This is a genomic window from Burkholderia sp. Bmkn7 (assembly GCF_041103175.1).
GTDB lineage: Bacteria > Pseudomonadota > Gammaproteobacteria > Burkholderiales > Burkholderiaceae > Burkholderia > Burkholderia cepacia.
Window position 1 is genome coordinate 1841237 of record NZ_JBGCUH010000003.1, and the last position, 19568, is coordinate 1860804.

General features: G+C 63.5%; 18 protein-coding genes, 1 tRNA gene and 1 pseudogene. 13 read left to right on the forward strand and 7 right to left on the reverse strand.

The features are described 5' to 3' along the window. Positions 1-2 precede the first annotated feature (2 nt). Together AB3K92_RS30055 and AB3K92_RS30060 are read left to right on the forward strand one after the other, a co-directional pair. Positions 3-389 carry an integration host factor subunit alpha gene (locus AB3K92_RS30055; RefSeq protein WP_006486093.1) on the forward strand — a complete coding sequence of 129 codons (387 nt, stop codon included), beginning with the start codon at positions 3-5 and terminating at the stop codon, positions 387-389. Positions 390-451: 62 nt separating this feature from the next. Continuing rightward, positions 452-865, forward strand: a complete 414-nt coding sequence (locus tag AB3K92_RS30060; RefSeq protein WP_369466469.1) for a MerR family transcriptional regulator — start codon at positions 452-454, stop codon at positions 863-865. Positions 866-946: 81 nt separating this feature from the next. Here the strand turns inward: AB3K92_RS30060 and AB3K92_RS30065 are convergent, their stop codons facing one another. Together AB3K92_RS30065 and AB3K92_RS30070 are read right to left on the reverse strand one after the other, a co-directional pair. Then, a complete protein-coding gene (locus tag AB3K92_RS30065; RefSeq protein ID WP_369466470.1) occupies positions 947-3157 on the reverse strand; it encodes a hypothetical protein in 2211 nt (736 codons plus the stop codon). Between the two features lie 345 nt (positions 3158-3502). After that, positions 3503-4363, reverse strand: a complete 861-nt coding sequence (locus AB3K92_RS30070; RefSeq protein ID WP_369466860.1) for a tyrosine-protein phosphatase — start codon at positions 4361-4363, stop codon at positions 3503-3505. A gap of 353 nt (positions 4364-4716) precedes the next feature. On the opposite strand from AB3K92_RS30070, the gene AB3K92_RS30075 reads away from it, so the two are divergent. From AB3K92_RS30075 to AB3K92_RS30100, 6 genes are all read left to right on the forward strand, one after another. Beyond that, on the forward strand, positions 4717-5430 hold the full coding sequence (locus AB3K92_RS30075; RefSeq protein WP_369466471.1) for a class I SAM-dependent methyltransferase: 714 nt from the start codon (positions 4717-4719) through the stop codon (positions 5428-5430). A gap of 161 nt (positions 5431-5591) precedes the next feature. After that, positions 5592-5668: transfer RNA gene (locus AB3K92_RS30080), tRNA-Pro, on the forward strand. 1165 nt (positions 5669-6833) lie between these two features. Then, on the forward strand, positions 6834-7640 hold the full coding sequence (locus AB3K92_RS30085; RefSeq protein ID WP_369466472.1) for a hypothetical protein: 807 nt from the start codon (positions 6834-6836) through the stop codon (positions 7638-7640). A 14-nt stretch (positions 7641-7654) separates the two neighbouring features. Continuing rightward, positions 7655-7939: a PAAR domain-containing protein gene (locus AB3K92_RS30090; RefSeq protein ID WP_113047424.1), complete on the forward strand. Its 285-nt coding sequence runs from the start codon at positions 7655-7657 to the stop codon at positions 7937-7939. A 419-nt stretch (positions 7940-8358) separates the two neighbouring features. Then, the gene (gene bamC / locus AB3K92_RS30095) at positions 8359-9567 is read left to right on the forward strand and encodes an outer membrane protein assembly factor BamC (RefSeq protein WP_021162411.1); all 1209 of its coding nucleotides are present in this window, start codon (positions 8359-8361) and stop codon (positions 9565-9567) included. Between the two features lie 522 nt (positions 9568-10089). Further along, positions 10090-10380, forward strand: a complete 291-nt coding sequence (locus tag AB3K92_RS30100) for a putative quinol monooxygenase (protein ID WP_021162410.1) — start codon at positions 10090-10092, stop codon at positions 10378-10380. A gap of 40 nt (positions 10381-10420) precedes the next feature. On the opposite strand, the gene AB3K92_RS30105 is transcribed toward AB3K92_RS30100, so the two are convergent. The 3 genes from AB3K92_RS30105 to AB3K92_RS30115 all read right to left on the reverse strand — a co-directional run bounded on the left by AB3K92_RS30105 (position 10421) and on the right by AB3K92_RS30115 (position 12033). Next, the gene (locus tag AB3K92_RS30105) at positions 10421-10678 is read right to left on the reverse strand and encodes a hypothetical protein (protein ID WP_021162409.1); all 258 of its coding nucleotides are present in this window, start codon (positions 10676-10678) and stop codon (positions 10421-10423) included. 135 nt (positions 10679-10813) lie between these two features. Next, positions 10814-11092 (reverse strand): hypothetical protein, encoded by a 279-nt coding sequence (locus tag AB3K92_RS30110; protein WP_011351789.1) that lies wholly within the window; start codon positions 11090-11092, stop codon positions 10814-10816. A 224-nt stretch (positions 11093-11316) separates the two neighbouring features. Continuing rightward, entirely contained in the window at positions 11317-12033 is a 717-nt protein-coding gene (locus tag AB3K92_RS30115) for a YdcF family protein (protein ID WP_059855350.1), read from the reverse strand. 157 nt (positions 12034-12190) lie between these two features. Here AB3K92_RS30115 and AB3K92_RS30120 point away from each other — a divergent pair, with 157 nt between their 5' ends. Continuing rightward, complete coding sequence (locus AB3K92_RS30120) at positions 12191-12508, forward strand: hypothetical protein (RefSeq protein WP_011351791.1); 318 nt, start codon at positions 12191-12193, stop codon at positions 12506-12508. Positions 12509-12698: 190 nt separating this feature from the next. On the opposite strand, the gene AB3K92_RS30125 is transcribed toward AB3K92_RS30120, so the two are convergent. Together AB3K92_RS30125 and AB3K92_RS30130 are read right to left on the reverse strand one after the other, a co-directional pair. Continuing rightward, positions 12699-12950, reverse strand: coding sequence for a hypothetical protein (locus tag AB3K92_RS30125; RefSeq protein ID WP_060056313.1), 252 nt, complete (start codon positions 12948-12950; stop codon positions 12699-12701). A gap of 206 nt (positions 12951-13156) precedes the next feature. Further along, positions 13157-13543, reverse strand: a pseudogene (locus AB3K92_RS30130) (transposase); the annotation flags it as partial. Between the two features lie 429 nt (positions 13544-13972). Between AB3K92_RS30130 and AB3K92_RS30135 the strand changes: the two are divergent. The 4 genes from AB3K92_RS30135 (at position 13973) to rluB (ending at position 19275) form a co-directional block, all read left to right on the forward strand. Continuing rightward, positions 13973-14875 carry a LysR family transcriptional regulator gene (locus tag AB3K92_RS30135; RefSeq protein WP_021162406.1) on the forward strand — a complete coding sequence of 301 codons (903 nt, stop codon included), beginning with the start codon at positions 13973-13975 and terminating at the stop codon, positions 14873-14875. Between the two features lie 74 nt (positions 14876-14949). Continuing rightward, positions 14950-16152, forward strand: a complete 1203-nt coding sequence (locus tag AB3K92_RS30140) for a pyridoxal phosphate-dependent aminotransferase (protein WP_369466473.1) — start codon at positions 14950-14952, stop codon at positions 16150-16152. Between the two features lie 273 nt (positions 16153-16425). After that, positions 16426-17457: an SMC-Scp complex subunit ScpB gene (gene scpB / locus AB3K92_RS30145; protein ID WP_042977016.1), complete on the forward strand. Its 1032-nt coding sequence runs from the start codon at positions 16426-16428 to the stop codon at positions 17455-17457. A 60-nt stretch (positions 17458-17517) separates the two neighbouring features. Further along, complete coding sequence (rluB, locus tag AB3K92_RS30150) at positions 17518-19275, forward strand: 23S rRNA pseudouridine(2605) synthase RluB (RefSeq protein ID WP_369466474.1); 1758 nt, start codon at positions 17518-17520, stop codon at positions 19273-19275. Positions 19276-19568 lie beyond the last annotated feature (293 nt).

Below are 19568 nucleotides of genomic sequence, written 5' to 3' on the forward strand. Positions count from 1 at the left end.
ATATGAACGACATGACCTCGAGTGAATTCGAAGCCCTCCTGACGGCGCAACGCAGCGCCATGAACCGCGATGCTTCGGCGCCGGCGTCCACCGAGACGCCCACGCTGACGAAAGCGGAACTGGCGGAGTTGCTGTTCGACAGCGTCGGGCTGAACAAGCGTGAAGCGAAGGACATGGTCGAGGCGTTTTTCGAGGTGATTCGCGACGCGCTCGAAAACGGCGAAAGCGTCAAGCTGTCGGGGTTCGGTAATTTCCAGCTGCGCGACAAGCCGCAGCGTCCGGGCCGCAATCCGAAGACGGGCGAGGCGATTCCGATCGCGGCCCGCCGGGTGGTAACCTTCCACGCGAGCCAGAAGCTGAAGGCGCTGGTCGAAAACGGCGCGGAGTAAGCCCCCGCGCGCTGACGTCCCCGCGCGGCCGCCGCGCACCCTTTACCGACGGTTAACCGACGATGACCACTACGGTTGAGAAAGTCGTCTTGCCTCCGATTCCCGCGAAGCGCTACTTCACGATCGGTGAAGTCAGCGAGCTGTGCGGGGTCAAGCCGCATGTGCTGCGTTATTGGGAACAGGAATTTACTCAACTGCGGCCGGTGAAGCGGCGTGGTAATCGTCGGTATTACCAGCACCATGAAGTGCTGCTGATCCGGCGGATTCGCGAGTTGTTGTACGAGCAGGGATTCACGATCAACGGCGCGCGCAACCGGCTCGATTCGCCGGGCGGCGAGCGGGCCGCGCCGGCACCCGTCGAGCCGGAGGTCCAGGCCGCCGATGCGCGCACACCGGGCAAGCCGGGCGCAACCGTCGACGTAATTGCATTGCGGCAGGCGCTGCTCGACGTGATCGACGGACTGAAGCACGACTGAGCGCGAAGTCCGAAGGATGAAATGAAAAGCCCGGTTGGCGACGTGCCACCGGGCTTTTTGCATGCACGTCTTACATGCACATCAACGCGATGCGAGCGGATTCTTTTGGCCCATGTCGACGACCAGCGTGCCGTCCGGCAGCATCCGCACGGAACCTTGCGCGACCTGGCTGCGGTAGCCGTACAGGTCGAAACGCATTGGGCCGGCCTCGGCCGAATTCCTGATCAGCGCGCGCACGTTCAGTTCGAGCACGTTGAACATCTTCATGTCGCCGCCTTCCATCCACATGTAGCTCGGCGCATCGATCTGCGGCCGTTGCGGCGCAGGCGAGCCCGCCTGACGCCTGAACGTGAGGCGCAGCCCGTCGCGCTCGACGGTTGCCTGGCCGAGCTTGCCGTTCAGCACGGGGGGCGGGAACACGGTGTACTGGTCGAGCACGAGCGTGTCGCCGCGCAGTTCAGCGCCGCGACGCTGCAACGGCGTCAGCGAAGCGAGTTCGATGCCGAGCGAACGCAGCAGCTTAGCCTGCGGAATCCCGAGCACCGACACCTGGGATGGCTTGAACGCGAGATGCCGGTCGTCGAGCACGGACAGCGAGCCCTTCATGTCGGTCGGCAGCCAGACGCCCGGCACATGGTTCCACAGCTTGATGCCGCCCTGGACACGCAGGTTCGTGCCGTCCGCGCTCAGCTGCAGGTCGTTGAGCGAGCGCGGCGAGTAGTCGAGCAGATAGTTGTTGAAGAGCGCGGACATCGCCTTCCACGATTCGACCACCGTGCCGCCGAGAATCCGGATGTCGTACTGGTTCGGGTCGTCGAGATCGACGGGTTCGCCGGGCCGCTTCGATACGAGTTCCACGTCGAGATCCTCGACGTGAAAGCCGATATCCCCGGACAGGTTGAAATCGACGTTGCGCAGATGGATCGTCGGGTTGCGATTCGACACGTGCCGCTCGTTGAATGGCGTGGTCGACGTGCGCCGCATGGCGACCTTCTGCATGCCGGGGTGAGTGGCGTTTGCCGCGAGTGCGTAGGCTTCCCAGTGCTGGCGTATGTCACGCAGCGCAGTCTGCTGCGCGGTGAGGAAACTGTCGTTCAGGCGCGCGGCCGCGTTGCCGAGCAGCGCGCCGCTGGCCGGGCCCGTGTACGAAGGCATCCGGATCGCCATCGCACCGCTTTCGTCGAAATTGAAGTAGCCGGCCGATACCTGGTCGCGATAGTGGTACAGGTCGAACACGAAAGTCTGGTCGCGCTTCGCCGGATCGACCGGGCCGATCAGGATGTCCGCGTTCATCGGCATCGAGCGCATGAACTTCACATCGCCGCCTCGAATGTACATGGCCTGCTGGGGCGCATTCGCAGGCATCGCGAAGCCGGCGTGCGTGCCGTCGTCGAGCTTCAGGTCGAGGCCGGCCGGTGTCACGCGCACCGCGGTGATCGTGAGTTTCAGGCGCGGCGGCGGCATCAGCTTGTCGACCGACATCACGAGATCGTCGCCGGCGAGTTGCGCGATCGGCGTCTGGACTTTCAGCAAGTCGGCCATCTTCACGTTGGCCGCGCGCATCACCGGCTGCGCGTTGATGCCCGATACGCGCACCCCCGTCGGATGGAACACGAGCTGGCTGCCGTCGCGGATCGCGAGCGTGCCGGTCAGCGAGAACGGCACCCAGCCGTCGCGCTGCATCTCGCCTTGGAGGTGAATCACGCCGTCGCCCGCCGACACGGCGAGCTTGCGCAGCGGCGCGTTGCGGTAGCCGAAGATGTAGGTGTTGAAGAGCGCGGTCAGCTTCGCGTTGTCGAGCGTGACCGTGCCTTCATGCACGTCGATCTCGAAACTCGTCGGATCGTCGAACACGATCGGCGCGCCCGCCTGCGTCGGCACGAGCGTGGCGGACAACTGATGGATGAAGAAGCCGAGGTTGTTGACGATACGGAAATCGACGTCGCGCAGGAACGTCATCGCGCCGTTCTGGCCCGAGTCGCGCAGCGTGAACTGGCGCGGTTGCGTCAGGCTGATCGATGCGAGCGACGGGACGGTACGTGCGAGCTGCTGTTCGCGGGCGAGGCGCTCGGCCTTGGTGCGTTCGATCTTCGTCGACGCGACCGACGTGTTGCCGTCACGCTGCGCCGACGATTCCGCGCAACCCGCACAAAGCAGCGCGAGCGCCAGCATGCCGCAGCCGAACACGCGGGATGGTCCGGGCGAGACAGGCCGGGCCGCGTGTTGCGGGCTGGAAATCCAGTCGAAAATTGCCAAAGGCGAGCGATGGCCGCGCCGGACCGCATTCCGCATCGTCTGTCTCCATGTCTTGTCGTGATCGACGGCGGTGCGCGGCACTACACGGCGCGAGCGTCGATGCCGTGCAGTGTGGCATAGCACGCTAGAGCGGCGTTACCAAACAACGGGCGCCCGGGCAGAGTGGGCCAGCATGCTGCGGGACAATGGATTCGGGGTGGTCGGGCGCGCGTATCAAACGGTCGTTTGGTTCGCGCGGCCCGCCCCAGGCGGCTTTCGTTGCGACCGGGAAAACCCGCCCAGGCCTTGGCTGGTAAGGGTTCCGCCGGATAAGAGGTGCAGCGGCCGCTGCGATAGAAGCGCAGATGCGATCCGGCCCCGTCGAAGCGGCCCGCGGGTGGATCAGACCAGCATGTGCTGCCGGATGGTGCTCAGCGTCGTCTGGTCGAGTTGCAGGCCGTTCGCGATATACGACGTCATCGAGCCGTACGACGCGGCGACCTGATCGAATGCCGCCTGCAGATAGTCAGCGTGCGCGCCCTGCAGCGCGGTCATCATGTCTGCCGCATTTTGCCCGCCGGCTTTTTGTGCCTGGGCGATCGACGCAGAGATTTCCGACGCGCTGTAGGCGTTGGTCAACAGGTAGTCGGCGAGTATCGTCTGCCCGGAGATGCCGAGGATCGTGTGCAGAATGGCGGTGGCCCAGCCGGTGCGGTCCTTGCCGGCCGTGCAGTGGAACACCAGGTTTTCGCCGGAGGCAGCGAAGTCGGTGAAGAGTGCACGATAGCTGGCATGCGCGGAGTCCGACGTGACGAACGCACGATACATGCTCAACATGAACGCTGTCGCGGTGGCGCCGGTCGTCGGGATCGGGGTGACGCTGGCGGCTCCGAGCACGTTGAGGTTTTGCCATGTGGCACCGGCCAGCGGCGCATCCGGTTGCGTCTTGATCTCGGCGGGCGTGCGCAGGTCGCAGACCTGCCTGATGTCGAGCGTGCCGACGGTGGCGATGTCGGCGGCGGACAACGCGAGCGCGGATGACCGATAGATCACGCCTTTCTTCATCTTTGCGCCGCTCGTCGTTACATAACCGGTTCCGTCCGGGCCGGCCGTGTCGCGAAAATTCGAAGCGGAATCCAGCCGCGGCGTCGCGACCGGCGCGACCGAAATCGAGTCGCCTCCGCATGCCGACAGAAATGACGCGCTCCCGAGCGCCGCACCTATCGTGCCGGCACCCAGCCGGAGAAAATGTCGACGTGAAATTTCGTTTTTCTGATGCATTCAAAGTCCTTTGTCGGAGAAGGTTGCAAGCGGTCGCGACCGCGGTGGTGACCGACGCCGCCTCTTGTCTCGCGCGCGACGCGGCAAAGCCGGGCAGGCCGGATCGATCGGCATGCAGTCGAGCGGACCGCCCGCGCGCATCGGTCTCGCGCCGGGTAAGCGCACGGTAGCGACTTGCGGCGAATCGGCCATCGTCCTTTTCGATTAGGGCGGAATGCGGGATACCGATAGCGGATGTGCGTCGTCGACGGGTAGGATCGGTGGCAGCGGCGAGGTAAGATCGGCAACAGTGGCTGTATCGACCAAAGTACAAGTAGCCATCACGGGGAAGCGTCATGGATCTCAAGGAAGTCGACGTACTGGGTGCGGGCGTGGGCGATCACTGGTACTACGCGTCGAAGGCGCGTGCGATCCGCCGGTTCCTGGGTGCATCGGGCGCGAACCGGATACTCGATGTCGGTGCAGGCTCCGGCTTCTTCTCGAAGCACTTGCTCGAGCGTACGCAGGCGTCGGAGGCGTGGTGTGTCGATACGAGCTACGCCGACGATACCGATGCGGAGGCGGCCGGCAAGCCCATCCACTTTCGGCGCTCCGTCGAACGATTCGATGCCGATCTCGTGTTGCTGATGGACGTGCTCGAGCATGTCGACGACGACGTCGGGTTACTCGCACGTTATGTGGCGGGCGCGCCTTCCGGAAGCCGGTTCCTGATCACGGTTCCCGCGTTCCAGTTCCTCTGGAGCGGCCATGACGATTTTCTCGAGCACAAGCGCCGATATACGCTCGGCAGTCTCGAGGACGTGGTGCGCCGCGCGGGGCTCGATGTCGAGCACGGCGCCTATTATTTCGGTCTCACGTTTCCGCTTGCGGCAGCGCTGCGGCTGGGTGAGCGGGCGCGTCGGCATCCGCGCGAGCCGGCGTCGCAATTGCGCCGTCACCATCCGTACGTCAACGGCTTGCTCAAGACGATCTGCCGGATCGAGTTGCCGATGTTTCGCTTCAACCGCGTCGCCGGCCTGACGGTCATCTGTCTCGCGCGCAAGCGCTGAATGCGATGCGCGGGGGCCGTGCGGCCGGTGCGAAGGTCGCCATGTCATGCACGTCGTTGGCTGCATCGGCGGCGTCACGCCAAAAAATTTCACAAGAACGTTCACAAAATGCATGTGACCCGTTCTAAATCGGAAAACTGTCTGTTATAATTTTTTTCTTTCGGGGCGTAGCGCAGCCTGGTAGCGTACCTGCATGGGGTGCAGGTGGTCGGAGGTTCAAATCCTCTCGCCCCGACCAGGAATCAAGGCCTGGAAGGCTTGTCAGTAAAGGGTTTCCTTATCTGGCGTAGCTTTCCAGGCCTTTCCTTTTTCCGGGTGTGTCAATTTGGTGTGTCGATCCCGCCGTGCAACTATGCGGAGATGACTGACTTGGCAACCCTTCCCACTGGCGTCTATTTGCGCCCCGGCTCGTCCGTATTCCACCTCCGGATCGGCGTGCCCAAAGACCTGCAACAACACTTCCGCAATCCCAAGACAACCTAAGACCGACGCATTCCGGGGAAGCCTCAGGACAAGCAATCGAGCTGAGGCCGGCGCGAGGGTGCACGAGATCATTGCTGATTGGCAGCGGTGGTTGTTGCTCTCGGGGCCAAGAACAAGCCCGCCCATTCGTGACACTTAAAGGTAACCTTTGGATCTACGATGATCTGTTGCCTTGGTGTTATGGTCATGCCGCCGGCCCTTTGACGTTTCAGGAGAGTGCGAAACAGCGCGATAGCCGTCAGTTTGCCTCGCCGTGCAGAACAATTTGATGCGGCAGCAGTGGGCCGCTGAAGTCGTCCCGAAGTGTCCCGTGTACATCGAAGCCAGTGCCAACATGGACGATGCCGGCTCCGGCAAACCCATCGCCCCAGGTTCTCCAAGCAATGGCTACTTTCAATGGACGCCCCGGTAGCCAGCGGATTCGGTCTCGTGAAGCAGTGGAAATGAAAAGAAGAGGGCGTCGCTTGTATTCAATCGTTTTTGGATGATGGCGCAACATGAGCACGGCGAGGTGCTACAGGATTTGATCTATAACGACAAGGCCTTTATTCGTCGACTTTAGGTTCAACGTTTCTCTGGTCCATGCCATGATTCCGCCATTGCAACTGAGTTTTGTCTCGAAGAATGAAACTTCTGATGCGCAGTATCGCTTGAATGCGCCAAAGGATCTTATTCTTGAGGATTATCCGCCGGCGGATGGTTTTGATTAAGGGGAAATTATTTGACCTCTTGATACAAAAAGCGTGAATATATGCTTGGTGAGTTGAGGGGTGTCGGGATGGGTGGTCGGTTGAAGGGTGATTAAGTCAATGTGGATCACAATAAAATCGAGTAAGTTACTCTGGTTGTTTTTTGCGGTGATCGCTCTGTGTGCTGCGTTTATCGCGTCACGGACCAATCAATATGAGAGGGATGAGAAAATGTCGGCTCAAGTCGTAACGATCAAGTTCGGAGCCGAAGGTAAGTCAGATGCCGAGGCTCAGGGGTTTTCCTTAATGAATCATCCGTCTGGTGTACATGCATATAAGACTCATTGGGATGATCCGCATAAGCTTGGGTTGGTAAAGTATGTGCAAGGAAAATATTCTTTCGACCTGGGCAATGCCTTGATCGTGACAGGTCTAGGGGACAAGGATAGTTCTGAGGGTGGGGTTGATAATTGGGATGTTAGTTTTAATCCGTCTTCGTCGCGAATAATCTCATATGAAGAGGCCCGAGATAAGATCGCTGCCCTGCTTGGTAGATTGCGATCCGCGGGGTGGGTGCGATACATAGACACTTCAGATCCTCGTCTGATTGGAAAGGAGGCCACGTCTTACGCATTAACAAAGTCTGGTGCTCTTTACTCGATAGATTCAACCTATACGCCAAGCGTGGAGGAATGGAAGGGTTTGATGGCTGTTGAGCCGAGATGGTATTTTTATGCGGATGGTATATTTCTAACCTTGTCGGTATCATATCAGTCATCTGGGGCTGATGGTATGGGATATTATTTATCTGATGTTCAGATTAGTACCGCATCCGACAATTACAGCCCATATTTTTCAGACAGTATTGAACGTAGGAGGCACTGGGAAAAATATCTGTCCGATGAACTGAAGCCGGCGGTGGAGGAGCGATCGAAGCGCGAGGCTGAACTGAAGGCCCAGGGCTACACGATCGATACGACGTATCAGGCTCCGCCGTTCGAGGCTCCGGACTTCTCGGCTAAGGCTGCTGCTCATTGATCCGGGGGCAATCGATGCAACGAGCAAACTTGCACGGGCGAGCGCAAATTGTGGTTGGTGATGCGACGAGCCACGGCGGTAAAGTGATTTCGGGTAGTCCGTCTTCAACATGGGGCACGTCGAAGGTTCCAATTGCCCGCAAGGGGGATCAAGTGACTTGCCCACTTTGTGCGCCGCATCTGTTTGAAATTGCTGAAGGGATGGCCGGGTGTCAGGATTTTGGGCAGCCGATGGCGCTGGAGGGTCATAAAACAACTTGCGGTGCGGTCCTGATCGCGCAGCCAGCGCCGAACGATTGACGGTCTTCAGTTTGGTTCGCACACGTAGGGGCCCTGTTTTTTCTCGACGTTGTTTGCGCGTGGGGACTCTTAAGGGGCGTGAACCGGGCGCCTCGCCCATCGGATGGCGAACACTCCTTGAAACGCGCAAGGTGGCCGCCACGGGGTGTATGTGCTTGCTCGTGCCACACTGCCTCGAATTTTGTGTCAATCGGCGCGGCGGTTTTGACCGACACGCTACCCCGGAAAGCCTTATTCCACCGAGGGTTCGAAGAGGTTCAAATCCTCTCGCCCCGACCAGACAAGAACCCGCGTCAGCTTGGGCTGACGCGGGTTTTTTCTTGCCGGTCGCTTTTTTGCACATCGCGGCGCGGCCCCGGTAAAATGCAAGGTTGATCCACGGAAAGCGCCGTGATTTAGCGGAAGAGGATTCCCCGAACATGACTGATCTTCGTCTTACCATGCGGTTCGCTGCAGTGCTCGCCACCGGCGCGCTCGTCGCCGGTTGCGGTACGTCGTCGCCCACGAAAGTGGACTACAAGAGCGATTCGAAATCGAAGGAAGCGTCGCTCGCAGTGCCGCCCAACATGCTCGACGAGACGGCCGATCAGCGTTCGCTGCCGCCCCAGGGCGGCGCGACTTCCCTGTCCGCGCTTCAGCAGGTCCAGCAGGCGGCACCTGCGCTGGACACCGTTGCTCCGGCCGTGGCCGGCATGCATATCCAGCGCGACGGCACCGAGAGCTGGCTCGTGATCGACGGCAAGCAGCCGGCCGACGTCTGGACGCAGGTTCGCCGCTTCTGGCAGGAGCAGGGTTTCCTGCTCGTCGTCGACCAGCGCGACAAGGGCGTGATGGAAACCGACTGGAACGAAACCCATCCGCAGATCAACGACGGCCTGATCCGCAGCGTGATCTCGAAGGCGATGGGCAACTCGTACGTGACGGCCGAGCGCAACAAGTACCGTACGCGTCTCGATTCGGCGCCGAATGGCGGCACCTACGTGTTCATCAGCCAGAAGGGGATGCGTGAGGCGATCACGGGCGCGAACAACGATTCGAGCAAGTGGGAACCGAAGCCGAACGATCCGGCGCTCGAGACCGAATACCTGAAGCGGTTGATGGCCGTGCTCGCCCAGAACGAGCAACGCGCGAAGAACGGCGAGCCGCCGATCGCGAACATCAAGGACAACACGATCCCGAAGGACAAGAAGGCGGACACCGACGCGTCGTCGAAGGCGGCCGCCGCGATTGCCGCGCAAAACGTCTCCCGCACGTCGGCGCAAGGCAACGATACGGCCGACGCGGCCGTGCCGTCGGAAGTCACGCTTGGCGAGCCGTACGACCGGTCGTGGTTGCACGTCGGTCTCGCGCTCGATCGTGCGAACTTCACGGTCGACGATCGCGATCGCACGAAGGGCCTGTATTTCGTGCGTTATGTCGATCCCAAGGATCTGACTTCGGCCGAACAGGGCTTCTGGAGCCAGCTGTTCCACGGCAAGAAGGAAAAGCAGGCGAAGCAGTACCGTGTCAACGTGAAGGCGCTCACGGCCGACCAGACACGCGTGGCGGTCGTTGACGATTCGGGTGCGATCGACACATCGTCGCCGGCTCGCCAGATCATGGGGTTGCTCGTGAATCAGCTCCGCTGATTTCCGCCGTTTCTCCGCACCAATGAAAAGCCCGCCACATGGCGGGCTTTTTCATGGCCGCTCGCCGCGCACACATGAGAAGGGTGGTCGGTCCCTTCTCGTGACGTTACGTAACATCCGCGTGTTACGGCGGCAGAACACATGCAGCATCGTCGTCCGGATAAATTTTGTCCTTATAAATCAATGAGGTGGTTCGTGTGTGATGGCTGGCACGCAACCTGCTTTATATGTTGGAATCGTTGAAACAGGGAGGATGGCGTCAGATACCGGGGGTGCGCCGCGAGCGCCCGATCAACGGTATCGACGTCTTCGAATGCCGATGCGACAAGTGTCGGCACAACTGATGATGATCCGCGCCAGCGTGTGGATCCCGATGGCCCCGTCGCCTATCCTCGTAGGGCGACGGTTTCGCCCGCGCTTCTCTGAAGCGCGGGCTATTTTTTTGGCCGTCGTCTGGGGCCGTGCCGGCGCAGCCGGTACACGATTCGCGTATTCTCGGACTTTTCCAGATGAGAGGGTGGAATGGCGGAAATTGCAGTCGTGGCGCTGATCGTGGCGAAGCCGGGCGCCGAGGAAAAGTTGCGCGTCCAGCTCGAAGGGATCGTCGAGCCGACCCGCAACGAAGCAGGCGCGCTGCAGTACGACCTGCATCGGGATCTGAAGGAGCCCGCGCGGTTCGTATTCATCGAGCGTTGGGAAAGCGAGGAGGCGCTTGCTGCCCATGCGCGTTCCGCGCACATTCTGGCTTATCGCGAAGCGGCCGCGGACTGGATCGAGCGTTCCGAAATCCGCGTGCTGTCGAAGCTCGTTTGAGCCGGGTGGAGCGACCGGACGTGTCCGGTCGCGGGGTGCGTCAGTGCGACGTGTTGGGGACGTCGAGGATCAGGATGATCGTCCAGTCGGCGTCGCCGTCGTGATGATACTGGCGCTCGGCGACGATGAACGGTTGCTGTTTGCCTTGCGGGCCGAGGAAGAGCACGTCGCCCTCCATCGGCAGGCACTCGATCGGCGGCAGCGCGAGGAACGCGTCGGCCGAGCCGCGGGGCATCAGTTGCTTGATCTGGCGAGTGGCGGCTTCGGTCCACTCGATGTCGAGTTGAATGTTGCTCATGCTGTCCTCCGCACCGGGGTGCGCACGGGTGGAAAAATTCGGTGCGCGACTTTAGCACAGCGCACGCGCGCCGCAATCAAAAAAGCCGAACCCGGTTGCCCGGATTCGGCTTTTTCTTGTGCGGTACCGCCGAACTTACTGGCTGGCAGCGTCTGCGGCCTTGGCAGCCTTCTTGCCGGCCTTCTTCGCGGCAGCCTTGTGGTGAGCAGCCTTCTTGCCGTGGTGATGCTCTTCCTGCATCGCCGGCTGTGCGGCTTCGGCCGCTTGCTGCTGCTGCAGCGCCTGCGCGCGCTGCTCGATCTCGGAGATCTTGGCCGGATCGGTAATCGTCTTGATTTCCGTGCTCTCTTGCGCATACGCTGCGCCAGTCAGCGCCGACATCGCTACCAGGATAGCCAGGGACGTCTTCTTCATTGCTTTACCTCCGCTAAGTGGTGATGAACCCGAGTGTTGCCGTTTTGTCTGGCGACTGCAATCGAGTGCGTGTCGAGTGTAACAAAAGTGACGGATCAATGTGCATCGGATCGCGGCGGGACGCAAGGCCCCGTTGAAGTCGCGCAACACTTCGCACACTTCGTCACGCGCCTGCCATCGTCGTCGGCGCAATCATTCCCGCTCGGATTTCCCGCAGCCGTCAGTCAGAACCACCCGAGCCATCGATAGACGTGGAACTGCGCGATGCCGACCAGTTCATGCAGCGCCTGTTCGGCGTTGGCCAGGTTGCGCCAGCGCGGCAGCCAGCCCGTTTGCGCGCGTCGGCGGTTCGCATAAACGGGCTGCGGGTCGATCCCGAAGTGGCGGAAATCGAGCAATGCGCGACGCATCTGATATGACGAAGTGACGAGAATGCGCGCGTCGTCATGCTGTGAGCGTAGTATAGGAGCGGTGAATTTCGCGTTTTCGTAGGTTGTGCGGCTATCTGGTTCCAGAGTGAGGTCCGCGGGAGCGACGCCTTCGGCGACGAGCTGGCGCCCGTAGACGGCCGCTTCGGTTTCTCCGTGATGCTGCGGGTCGCCGCCCGACATCACCACGGTGCAGTGTGCGGCCTGCTGCCGGCACGCGTGGTAGAGCGCCGCGACCTTGTGGATGCGGGCGGCTCCGTCAGGCGGGGGCTGCAGCCCGGCATCGGTGCGCCGTGTTCCGGCGCCGATGAGAATCAGTGTGGTCCGCCCATGCATGTCCGGGTGCTCGACAGGTACGACTCCCGCTTCGGTCCACGCGATCAGCGGCGCGGTGAGCCAGCCTGTCGCGAGCAGCCAGAGCAGCGCAACGGCGGCCATCGAGATGATTTGCCGCCGCTTGCGGCAGAGCATGAAACAGATGAAGAGAAGTACAAATGAATCGAACAGAATCAATTTGATTGGGGTATGGTGTCTTTTTATGGACGGCTGACGATCCGGCCCTGACGCGACGCCGAACGTCGGCCTCCAGAATCGGTGGCGGTATCGGCGGGCGGAGACCCCGCCCGGCGCGCCGCTTCGCATTGTCGCTGCACTTTAAGAAAGAATCGAGATGGCCACGTATTCCAACGAAGCGGTGCTCGACGCATTGAGACGAGTGCAGTACCGCCAGGTACCGTGGGCACGCCGCCCGGGCGTGTTCGAGTATCTCCGTTCGCTTGGGCTGATGGACACGGTCAGGCAGAAAACCGTAGCCCCTGCGCCGGGCTTTCACGCACCGGTCGACATTGCCGTGCTGACCGAAAGCGGCCGAGCCGAGTTCTCGCGCCTCGAGCGCGACGAGAAATTACTTTCCTGGACCGATCGCCGCATGGCCGACTACGCATTGAGCGAAGCGAGTGCCGTGGCGATTCTCGAAAGCCGCCTGTAGCGGCCGATCATTTCTCCGCACGTATCGCCCGCGCGGCAGGCGATAAAAAAAGCCCGTATCGCGAGGATACGGGCGTACCGGATACTTTTGCTGTTGCCACGCTGTGCTCATGGCAACGTTGTGACTCGCCGCATGCGGCGCAGTTCCCGGCAGCGGGCATTTTCTTTGGTGAATCCTGACATTGGCAGGACTACGGATGACGCGGTACGTCCGACGGCTGCGAGCCGATGCGCGCTCGCGCATTGCTGGCGATGTCGCCGCGCAGGTCGCCACGCGGCACGGTCTGCCGGCCGGACGGATTGGCCGAGGGTGGCTGGCGGAGCGTGTTCCGGTGATCCTGCTGGCGATGGGGCGGTTTCGCGCGATCGTCGGCGCGGGCTGGAGCGGACAACGCCAGGGAAATGACAATGCCGCATGCAACGAGCAGTGACATTGGTTTCATGGCGGGGCTCCCTTCAAGCCACGCGGCTTGTTGATATGTCGCTAAGGTAAGCGTGGGAGTGCAGGCTTGCTGTAAATATTGGTAAATAGATGTATCGCGCCACGACAACGGTAATCGACGGCACCGCAGGCGTCGCGAACAGATCGCGTCGCGGAAAGAAACCGGGCGGCCGAAGCCGCCCGATCGAGCATTCGTTACGCCATCTTGACGGGCGCGCGCCAGGATTCCGGATTGGTCCAGAAGGCGCCACGCAGCCGGTCGCGGCTCGGCGGGGCGGGCGGCTTCGCAGCACTCGCGCCGATGCGCCCGCGCAGGGAGATCTGCCGGCCGCTCGTGCCGAGTCGCTTCACGATTTCGGCGAGCGTGCCGTCCGCCTGCCATTCGTCGAAGCGACGGCGGCAAGTCGGCGGTGACGGATAGCGGCCCGGCAGCTTCGACCAGCCTTCGCCCGTCGACAGCACCCACAGCACGGCGTTCACCACCGAGCGGGCTTCCACACGGGGGCGGCCGCGCCGCTCACTCCGTGCGGGTTCCGAGCAAAACAGACCTTCGACCAGCGCCCACTCGTTATCTCTCAAATCGTCGAACAGCATCATGTCCTCACCTCAGCGAAGCTAACTCCGGTGCGCTGCCCTGCGCCGCGCACTCTTCAAGCACTCGATCGTCGAGTGCCGGGTGGGGGCGTCCGGTTGGCCGGCAGCGGCGTTTCTGCTCTTCCGTCCGACGAAACCTGCGCCCTGTGCGCCAGGTGATGCACGAAGCGTGCCATGTCGGAGGTAATTCCCTCGAGAGCCGCTTGGCAGCGAGCTAACGGCTAAGTCAGCTAGGGGCGTATAAGACGCCAAAATAACCCGCCAGCAAATCGGGACAATCACCAATCTTGTGCAGTTCGCCCGCACCGCGTGCGTTCGCATCGGTATTGCACCGCAGCGAAACATGGGGCAGATGCCTGATTCGCATATCGACACCGGAATCGCGCATTAAAATCGCGCATCGATATGGACGATTGATGAGGTCGGGAAATGAACGTCACGCTGCGCCAGCTTCGCGTCTTCATCGAGGTCGCGCGGCTCAGGAGCTTCAGTCGCGCGGGCGATGAAATCGGGCTCACGCAGTCCGCGGTCAGCCGCTGCGTGCGCGAGCTCGAGGCCGAGCTCGGGTTGAAGCTGATCGACCGGACGACGCGTGACGTGCAGCTGACCGATGTCGGCGCGAACCTGATCGCGAGTGTGTCTCGTCTGCTCGACGATCTCGACGACACGCTGCGCGAGATTCGCGAAATCGGCGAGCAGCGCCGGGGTCGGGTGATTGTCGCGGCCAGCCCGACGATCGCATGCCGGCTGATGCCGCGCGTGGTTGCGTCGTGCGAGCGCCAGTTCCCGTTCGTGACGCTGGGCTTGCGCGACGACGTGCAGAGCGACGTGTTGCGCAAGGTGAAGTCGAGCGAGGTCGATTTCGGCGTCGTGATCGGGCCGCTCGCGGTTGGCGATCTCGTCTGCGAACCGCTGATGACCGATTCGTTCTGCCTTGTCGCGCGTGCCGACCATCCGCTCGCGGCGCGTGCCGAGGTGCCCTGGACGGCGCTGGACGGCGAGCGCCTCGTGCTCCTCGATCATGCGTCGGGAAGCCGGCCGCTGATCGATGCCGCACTGGCCGCCCACCGTGTCAACGCGACGGTCATGCAGGAGCTCGGGCATTCGGCGACCGTGTTCGGCCTCGTCGAGGCCGGCGTCGGTGTGAGTGTGCAGCCGTGGTTGTCGCTGCCGCTGCCGGCCGGCTCGACGCTCGTCGCGCGGCCGCTCACGCCGCGCACCGAACGCACGGTCGAGCTGGTGCGCCGCCGCGACAGGTCGTTGTCGCCTGCCGCTCAGGCGATCTGGGAGCTTGTGCGGCAGATGCCGGCGAGGGCGGAGGACCTCGACTGACGCGCACCGACGTGCGCCGGTCCGGCTTGGGGCCGGTACACTACGCGGATCGTGTTCCTCGATGGTGGTGCTCGATGGCGCATTCTGCAGATTCTCTTTCGGTGTCTGGCGCGCTGGCGGCGCGCGATGTGGTGCACGCGCTGCGTCCGTCGCTGATCCGGGAAGTGGCAAACGCCGGCTTCGGCGTGCCGGACATGCTGCCGTTCTGGTTCGGCGAATCCGATCGCGTGACGCCGGACTTCATCCGCGACGCTGCGACGGCGGCGCTGCGCGACGGTGAAACCTTCTACACGCACAACCTCGGTGCCGCGCCGCTGCGCGACGCGATTGCGGCCTACGTCAGCGCCCGTCACGGTGCGACGGCGGCCGACACCGTGGCCGTGACGAGTTCGGGCGTGAGCGCGCTGATGCTGGCCGCGCAGTTGCTGGTCGGTCCGGGCGAGCGCGTCGTCGCGGTTACGCCGCTGTGGCCGAATCTCGTCGAGATTCCGAAGATTCTTGGTGCGCGGGTCGAATGCGTACCGCTCGGCTATGGCGAGGCAGGCTGGCAGCTCGAGATCGGGCGGCTGCTTGCGGCGCTGACGCCCGATACGCGGATGCTGCTGATCAACTCGCCGAACAATCCGACCGGCTGGACGATGTCGCGTGACGACCAGCAGGCCGTGCTCGCCCATTGCCGCCGCCACGGCATCTGGCTGGTTGCCGACGAGGTGTACGAGCGGCTTGCGTTCGGTGCGGACGGCGCGCCGTCGTTCCTCGACATTGCGTCGCGCGACGAGCGGGTCGTTGTCGTGAATTCGTTTTCGAAAGCGTGGGCAATGACGGGCTGGCGCCTGGGATGGCTCATCGCGCCGGCAGCGGTGATGGGCGACCTGTCGAAGCTCGTCGAATACAACACGTCGTGCGCGCCGGGTTTCGTGCAGGCCGCGGGTGAGGTCGCGCTGCGCGATGGCGAGCCGTTCGTGCGGTCGTTCGTCTCGGCGCTGCGTGATGCGCGCGATCACCTGGTTGCCGCGCTGCGCACGCTGCCGGGCGTCGAGGTGCCGCCGCCGCCGGGCGCGATGTACCTGTTCCTGCGCCTGCCGGGCGCAGCCGACAGTCTGGCGTTCTGCAAGACGCTGGTGCGTGAAGCGGGGCTCGGCCTTGCGCCCGGGCGCGCATTCGGTCCGGAAGGCGAAGGGTTCGTGCGCTGGTGCTACGCATGCGATCCGGCACGACTCGACGCGGGCGTCGAGCGGCTGCGCAGCTTTCTCGCGCGCGGAGCGGCCACCCGTTGAAGCGGGGCCGGAGCGGATTCGGCGCGCTGGCGGCAGCCCGGTTCGGCTCATCTTTACGCACTGGGCAATTTTGCGTAATATGGCGCTCAGTCACGCGGTTCCGTCGTTGAGCCGTGCTGTTCCGTCCGGTTTGGGCCTGGCCTGAAGTTGGTTCGCCGCCCCCGGTTCGTGCTCCCATCAATATGACCGATCAGAATCGGGCGAGCGCGTCTTCCGTTCCTTTCGTCTGTTTGTTGATCCGGTTCGTTTGACCACAGGGTCTGGCCTAGCTGCATGAATACCCAAGAGGCGAAGATCGTCCTCGAGACTGCTTTGATCTGCGCGCAGGAACCGCTGAAGCTCGGCGATTTGCGCAAGCTCTTTGCCGACGGCGTGTCGGCTGACACGGTCCGCACGTTGCTCGAAGATCTGAAACAGGATTGGTCCGGCCGCGGCGTCGAACTGGTGGCGCTGGCGACCGGATGGCGCTTCCAGAGCAAGCCGGCGATGCGTCACTATCTGGATCGCCTGCATCCCGAGAAGCCGCCGAAATATTCGCGCGCGGTGCTCGAGACGCTCGCGATCATCGCGTACCGGCAACCCGTCACGCGCGGCGACATCGAAGAGATTCGCGGTGTCACGGTCAATACGCAGGTGGTCAAGCAACTCGAGGATCGCGGCTGGATCGAAGTGATCGGTCATCGTGACGTGCCGGGGCGCCCGGCGCTGTATGCGACGACCAAGCAGTTTCTCGACGACCTCGGCCTGAAGGCGCTCGATGATCTGCCGGCGCTCGAAGAGCCGGCCGCGAACATCGAGGCTGCGCTGCTGGCGCAGCAGGCGATGGATTTCGACGGAGACATGTCGATTGCCGACGACGCAGCGGGCGACGCCCCGCAGGCAGGCGAGGCATCGGCCGGCCAGCCGGCAGGAGTGCCGGGCGATTCCGCGGCGGACGTCGTGCCGACGCAGGAAATCGCGAGCCGCGATACGCTCGAGGCTGATCGCGGGCAAGCGGAACAATTGGAACAGGCTGGCGCCGAAGTAGTGCCGGCCGGTGTGCAGCCCGAGCCGCTGCGCGCGGATTGGAGCGAGGAAGATCGCAAGCCGGCCGCCGAAGCGGTTGCCGGAGACGGAACGGAAGCGGCCGGCGACATGCCCGGCGAGGCTGGCCAGGCCGACGCCTCCCGTTCCCGTCCCGCGGACGGCGAGATGCTGGACGACACGTCCGACAGTCTCGCCGATGCCGTACGAAGCGCCAGTGCACCCATCGGTGTCGACGCGCTGCCGGACGACGAAGCAGAACCCGAACAGCGTCGCGCCTGATCGCGGCCAACTTCTTGCCGCGCCCGCGCCGGGCGCGAGACCTGACATTTTGAGGTTGTTTTGACAGATATCCACGATATTGAATCGTCCGCGCCTGCCGTGCAGGCAGCGCGTGCCGACGATGCACCGGAGCAGGGCGCTCCGGCCGAGGGTGGCGACGAGCGTCCCCGCCGCGGTCTGCGGCGAGGCCCGCGCAGCCTGATCGCGCGACGTCGCGCGGCGGCCAAGTCGAAGGGCGCCGAAGGCGAGCCGCAGGGTGGCGAAGACGCTGACGCGCAGCCGGCCGAAGCCGCCGAAGCGCAGCAGCCGGCACGTGCGCCGCGCAAGGAAGGCGCGGCCAAGGGCGGTCGCAAGCCGGCCGGCAAGCGCGAAAGTGCGCCCAAGGCCCAGGGCGGCCAGGGCCGTCGCGGCGGCGCATCGAAGGCTGAAGGTGGTGCGGCGAAGACGGAAGGCGATGCGTCCCAGGACGAACTGTTCGCCTATGTGACGTCGCCGGCATTCGACGCCGACAATTCCGCGGGCGGTAGCGGCGTGCGTGCGCCGATGCTGCGTCGCGGCCGCAACCAGCCGGCGAACAAGCGCGTGCTGTCGCCGGACGACGACGCGCCGAAGCTTCACAAGGTGCTGGCGGAAGCGGGCATGGGCTCGCGCCGTGAGATGGAAGAACTGATCGTTGCCGGTCGTGTGTCGGTGAACGGCGAGCCCGCGCACATCGGCCAGCGCATCATGCCGACCGACCAGGTGCGGATCAACGGCAAGCCGGTCAAGCGCAAGCTGCCGAACAAGCCGCCGCGGGTACTGCTGTACCACAAGCCGACGGGCGAGATCGTCAGTCACGCGGATCCGGAAGGCCGTCCGTCGGTGTTCGACCGCCTGCCGCCGATGAAGACGGCGAAGTGGCTCGCGGTCGGCCGCCTCGACTTCAATACCGAAGGTCTGCTGATGCTGACGACTTCGGGTGACCTTGCAAACCGCTTCATGCATCCGCGCTACAGCGTCGAGCGCGAATACGCGGTGCGCGTCGTCGGCGAGCTGGCCGAAGGCATGCGTCAGAAGCTGCTGCATGGTGTCGAGCTCGATGACGGCCCGGCAAACTTCCTGCGCATCCGCGACGGCGGCGGCGAGGGTACGAACCACTGGTATCACGTCGCGCTGGCCGAAGGCCGCAACCGCGAAGTGCGCCGGATGTTCGAGGCGGTCGGCCTGATGGTGAGCCGCCTGATCCGCACGCGTCACGGCCCGATTCCGCTGCCGCGCGGCCTGAAGCGCGGCCGCTGGGAGGAGCTCGACGACACGCAGGTGCGCAAGCTGATGGCGACTGTCGGCCTGAAGGCGCCGTCCGAGGAGAAGGGCAAGCGCGGCGGTGCCGGCCAGACCGAGCGTCGCCAGCCCGATCCGATGCAGACATCGATGGGCTTCATCAGCCGCGAGCCGGTGCTGACGGCGCACGGGCAGCTGGATCAGCCGCGTCGCGGCGGCGGTCGGCGCGGCGGGCCGGGTCTGCCGGGCCTGAGCGGCTACGGCAGCCTGCCGGTTGCGCCGTCGGGTTATGGCAATCGTGCCGGCGGCGGCCGCGATGGCAACCGCGCGGGCGGTGGTCGCGACGGCAATCGCACGGGTGGCGGTCGTGATGTCGACGGCAACCGCGCGTCGTACGGCGTAGGCCCCAAGCGCGAAGGCGCGGGCGCCAAGCGTGGCGGCAGCAAGGGTGGCGGCAATCGCAATCCGAACGGCAATCGGGCTGACGGCGCCGGCAACGGCGGCGGTCCACGCGGCGGCGGCCAGCGTCAGCAGCGCAGTCGTACGCGCAGCCGCTAAACACATATTGGCGCACGGCGGCACAAAGCCGCCGGCGTGCCGGCCCGATCGGCATCCCGCCGATTTTTGCCGGCACGGCGTATTGCGCTGATGGCTTTCGACTATATATAGTCGCGTGCCGCTGCGTCGCAGCCGGCATGACCGATCTCCGGCCTGGCAGGATGGTGCCGGCTGATCGGATAACCCGATTTCGCATTTTTGGGTCGGTAAAGGCAGGCGACACGCTGCATTTACCGGCTGGCTTGGCGTTTGCGCCAAAAATCGCTATAATCGCGGAGTCGCTGGGCGTACGG